We start from the raw sequence: 4,977 nt of genomic DNA on the forward strand, positions 1-4,977 counted from the left end.
AGCGGTGGGTCAGCAACATCATTGTTGACTGACACTCCCTCTTCGCGAGCAAGCCCGCTCCCACAGGTTTTTGGGTATGTTTCAGCGGGTTAATCGGCAAGCCTTTAGCGGCGTTGTCTCACATCCCCGCCAGCGCTCCTGTGATTAACTGGTTTCGCACAACCAAACAGGAGTTTGCCTGCTCATGGAATTGAGAATCGATCGACAGGCCATGGTGCCGGTCGTACAGCAAATCGTCGACGCGCTGGTCTGCGGAATCCGTTGCAATCAATTGACCCGCGGTGCGCGTTTGCCTTCGGTGCGGAAAATCGCCCGGGCCAACTTGCTCAACGAGTCCTGTGTCGACCAGGCCTGCGAGCGCCTGGTCGCGCAAGGGCTGCTGGAGTCGCGTCATCGTGGTGGCTACATCGTGGCGGCGGCGAATGCGATGGGTGACGCCGAATCAGAACTTGTGCGAGTTGCAGCTGGGAGCAGGCAGCCTGCCCGAAAGCTGGCGCGAGCCGGACGACCTGGCTTACGCGATCCGCGAGGTCAGTCGCACCGACATGGCCGGCCTGTTCAACTACAGCTCGGCACTGGGCCTTCCCCGGCTGCGGCAACAGATTCTGAAGAGCCTGAAACCGCTGGACATCAGGGTCGAAGACAGCCGGATCCTGACCACCGCCGGGGCCAGTCAGGGGCTCGATCTGATTGTGCGGACCCTGTTCAAACCGGGCGACTGCGTCGTGGTGGAAAGCCCCGGTTATCCCGTGTTGTTCGAACTGCTCAGACTGCATGGCGTCAGCATGCTGGAGGTGCCGCGCACTCCGTTCGGGCCGGATGTCGCCGCTCTGCAAGCCGGGTTCGAGACGCATCGGCCTCGTGGATTCTTCATCAACAGTTTTCATCACAATCCCACCGGTAGCAGCCTGTCGCCGGAGGTGGCAAAACGCATTCTGGAACTGGCCAGAGCGCATGACGTACAAATAATCGAAGACGACGTCTATGCCGACCTGCACGGCGCTCCCGGCAAGCGCCTCGCCGCGCTGGATGACCGCGTGATCTACGTCGGCAGCTATTCCAAGACCCTCAGCAGCGCCTTGCGTGTCGGCTTTGTCGTGGCCACCGCCCGGACGATCGAGCGACTGGCCGAGGTCAAGAGGATCAGCAGCATGGGCGCTTCGGCCTTCAGTGAATCGGTGCTCGCCTGCCTGCTGGCCAATGGCGCCTACCGCAATTTGGTGCAACGCCAGCGGCATCGCCTGAATCGCGACAGATCGGCACTGTTGCAGCTGCTCGAAGACGCCGAGTGGGAGGTGTTCGGCAAACCGGTCGGCGGTTTGTTTGTCTGGGCGCGACCGCGCATGACGGACTACGCTCAGGTGCGGGCGCAGGCCCGGCGTTTCGGCCTTATGTTGTCATCGTCCACAGCCTTCAGTCCCGGCGGTGCGGTCAATGGCTGGCAGCGCATCAATGTCGCCTGGGCGGGTGATCCTCGCGCCCGGGCATTTTTTCAGGCCACCACTCCGGATCGACCTCAAGCGTTCTGAAAACGACGCGGGCGTAGCTTTTTGCCATTATTCCGGCGCCAGAGTCTTGTGTTGCTCAAGGGCCGTTGCGAATCTGCGTTTATCAATTATGGCGGAGGACCTGGTCCAATGATTTCGGCCGTGCAAGGACGTTTTGCCAACCTGGGTATGGCAAAAAAAATGGGTGTCGGGTTCGTGCTGGTGCTGCTGTTGACCGCCCTGGTGGCGGCCATCGGTGTCTGGTCTTTGCAAGCCATCAGCCAGCGCTTCGACGGGCTCAAGCAGATGTCGTCGCTCAACAGCGAGCTGCTCAAGGTGCGTCTGCTGGAGCAGGAATATGCCTTGCACGGCAACCCGAAAACCGTCGACGCCTTGCACGAAGGGGTCGATGGCCTGATTGCAGTGGCCGATCAGCTCAAGGCGGACTCCGCGGCCAACGTGCCGGTGATGAACGATGTCCAGCAGTCACTCGGCGCCTACCGCAAGGCATTCGACGAGTTTGTCTCGCTCAGCCAGGCCAAGGATCTGGCGCTGGAAATGGCCAGTTGGTCGGTCTCGAGCGTGGCCAACAATCTGGACGTTTTGCAGTCCGGGTTGGCCGATGACGGGACTTACACGCTCAAGGATTCAAAGGGCGAAGACGGTTCGCAGTTCATCGAGCAGGCCAGTCAGGTCAGCCAGGTGTCGCGATTGATGCTGCAGGCGATGAACGAAGCACGGGTGCGCCTGGACCAGAGCCGCAAGGGCGATGACAGCGCGGGGCAGGGCAAGATCGAACAGGCCAGCCAGGCATTGGCCCAGGCCGAGCAGCTGAAAACCTCGGTCAAGGACGAGGGTTACCAGACCGTCCTCAATGAAGTGATCGGCCACATCGCCAGTTTCAGTGACAAGCTGACCGAGTACACCGGCTTGCTGGAACAGGAAAAGACCGTCTACCAGCAACTGCATCAACGCGCATCCCAGGTGATGGAGCGGGTCGACCAGGCCTATGTCGCCGAAGACCAGTCGATGCAGGCGGAGCTGAAAAAGAACTCCCTGATGATCATCGGTTCGTCCGCGTTGGCGTTGCTGGTCGGGCTGATTGCGGCCTGGGTGATCACCCGTCTGATCGTCGGGCCGCTGCGCAGCGTGATTCGCGTGGCGCAGCAGATTGCCTCGGGGGATCTGAGTGGCACGGTCGAGGTGAATCGTCGGGACGAGATCGGCCAGTTGATGCAGGCCATGCAGCAGATGGGCGCGGGGCTTGCCCATATCGTCAGCGGTTTGCAGGCCGGCATCGAGCAATTGGCCACGTCGGCGCAGTCGCTGTCGGCGGTGACTGAACAGACCAACCTCGAAGTCAGCAGCCAGAAGGAAGAAACCGAACAGGTCGCCACTGCAATGAACCAGATGACCGCCACCGTGCATGATGTCGCGCGTAACGCCGAGGAGGCGGCCGTGGCGGCGCAGACGGCTGACGGCAAGGTGGAAAGTGGTCAGGTTGTGGTGCGCCAGAGCATGGCGCGGATCGAAAAGCTGGCGGACTCGGCCAGCTCGGCCAGCTCCAGCATCGAAAGCCTCAGCGCGGAAATCCAGAACATCGGCACGGTGCTCGGCGTGATCAAGAGCGTGGCCGAACAGACCAACCTGCTGGCGCTCAACGCGGCCATCGAAGCGGCCCGTGCCGGCGAGCAGGGCAGGGGCTTCGCGGTGGTGGCCGATGAAGTCCGGGCGTTGGCCAAGCGCACCCAGCAATCGACCGAAGAAATCGAACGTCTAGTCAGCGCCCTGCGCTCGGCGGCGCAGACTTCGGTGCAGCAGATCCAGAGCAGCGGCGACCTGGTGAAACTGGCGGTCAGCGATGCCCTGCAAACCGAAAGCGCGCTGGGGAGCATTGCGTCGGCGGTGTCGTTGATTCAACAGATGAACCAGCAGATTGCCGCAGCAGCGGAAGAGCAGAGCTCTGTGGCCGAGGAGATCAATCGCAGTGTCACGAGTATTCGCGCGAGCGCGGATCAGTCTTCACTGGCGATGCAGGGCAATGCGGCATCGAGTATCGAGCTGGCGCAACTGGGGGTTGAATTGAAAGGCATGGTAGGACATTTCAAACTCTGAAACCCCCTGTAGGAGCGAGCTTGCTCGCGATGGTCGTCAACGATAACGCTGGGAACCTGACACCCAGCGGCGCTCTTCAGATCATCGCGAGCATGCTCGCTCCTACAGGGGAGTCAGCAAGATGCAGAAAACAAAATGCCCCGGCTCTTTCGATACGGGGCATTTTTTTTCATCGAATGATCAGTCGTAGATCACCCGCTTCTTCCAATCCGCATCCGCCTCGACGTCCTTGAGACCCTCGGTCAACTGATTCACATCACCTTCCACCGGTGCGATGCGATCCATGACCTGATCGTTCGCGCGAACCAGCAGTCTCTCCAGATACTCCAGTTGTTCAGCATAGGCCTGCGGCTCCTGCTGCTTGCGCAGGTACTGCACGCCACGCTCGAACGCCAGGCGCGCCTGGCCAGGCTGATTCTGTTGCAGGGCCTGCTGGCCGAGGTTGTTGAAGAACTCGATGTGCAGCAGCACCAGAATGTGGCGCACTTCGCGAATCCAGCGCTTGGCTTCGTTCGGAGGAAGAAAACCGTCATGGGCCGCGCGGGTGATCTGGCCGTGCAGGGCTTCGAGCAGGAAGCGCACGTCCTTGGCCTTGGCTTCGGTCTGGATCGGGGCCGGCGGGTTGTTGACCGGAATCGATTCGCCCTGGCCCACCAGCGCTTCAAGCTCTGCAATGCGTGCCTTGAGGTTGGCGCTGGTCTTTTCCAGGCTCAGCAGGCGTTGGCAGACATTCAATTCCAGGCGAGCCAGCAGCAACTTCAGCGCCGGTGTCATCAACTGGCCGGGGAACGTTTCGGTGAGTTCGCCACAACGACGCAGGCGATCATTGAGTTCAACCTTGGTACGGGCCCTTTCTACCTTATTGTTCTCCACCACATGGTTGATGTAGCCAATGGCGATCAAGAGTGCGATCCCGGCTACGACGAGCAGGGTGATCATGAGTGGTGTCACCGGTAAGACCTCTTCTATTAGGTACGCGTGCGAGTGTATTGGCTTGCCATATAGGCGTCTGGCGCCACCCGACGAGCTGGATCAATGGGGTTACGCCTGTATCGACCGTAGACCTGCTTTTTGAATGCTGGCACATACTTGGCAAGTTGCCATCATTCATGGTCGTCGACTATAGCGCCTTGGCGGGTGTCAGAATATAGGCGCCAAACACCGGTCGACGGAAAAACCGGATCGGGGCTGAAAAGCGGGTCCAAGTCATTGATTTAAAAAAATTTATAACAGGGGGTTGACGACCCTTCAAACCATCCATAGAATGCGCGCCACTTGCAGCGTAAAGCACACAGCGAAACGAAGCAGGGAGTGAATGTTGTAGCGTGTCCCCTTCGTCTAGTGGCCTAGGACACCGCCCTTTCACGGCGGTAAC

General features: G+C 60.1%; 2 protein-coding genes and 2 pseudogenes. 3 read left to right on the plus strand and 1 reads right to left on the minus strand.

The genetic code is table 11. From position 1 onward, the window contains the following. Positions 1-184: 184 nt before the first annotated feature. From ACW9JE_RS28485 to ACW9JE_RS28495, 3 genes and pseudogenes are all read left to right on the plus strand, one after another. A pseudogene (locus tag ACW9JE_RS28485) lies at positions 185-1,529 on the plus strand (aminotransferase-like domain-containing protein). Between the two features lie 1,017 nt (positions 1,530-2,546). Beyond that, positions 2,547-2,741: pseudogene (locus ACW9JE_RS28490) on the plus strand (HAMP domain-containing protein); the annotation flags it as partial. Continuing rightward, positions 2,739-3,602 carry a methyl-accepting chemotaxis protein gene (locus ACW9JE_RS28495; RefSeq protein WP_457434655.1) on the plus strand — a complete coding sequence of 288 codons (864 nt, stop codon included), beginning with the start codon at positions 2,739-2,741 and terminating at the stop codon, positions 3,600-3,602. The pseudogene ACW9JE_RS28490 and the gene ACW9JE_RS28495, both read left to right, overlap by 3 nt. A gap of 180 nt (positions 3,603-3,782) precedes the next feature. Here ACW9JE_RS28495 and ACW9JE_RS28500 read toward each other — a convergent pair whose 3' ends face one another. Then, entirely contained in the window at positions 3,783-4,541 is a 759-nt protein-coding gene (locus ACW9JE_RS28500) for a hypothetical protein (protein ID WP_224537095.1), read from the minus strand. Positions 4,542-4,977 lie beyond the last annotated feature (436 nt).

It is taken from the genome of Pseudomonas sp. SDO55104_S430 (genome assembly GCF_054070595.1).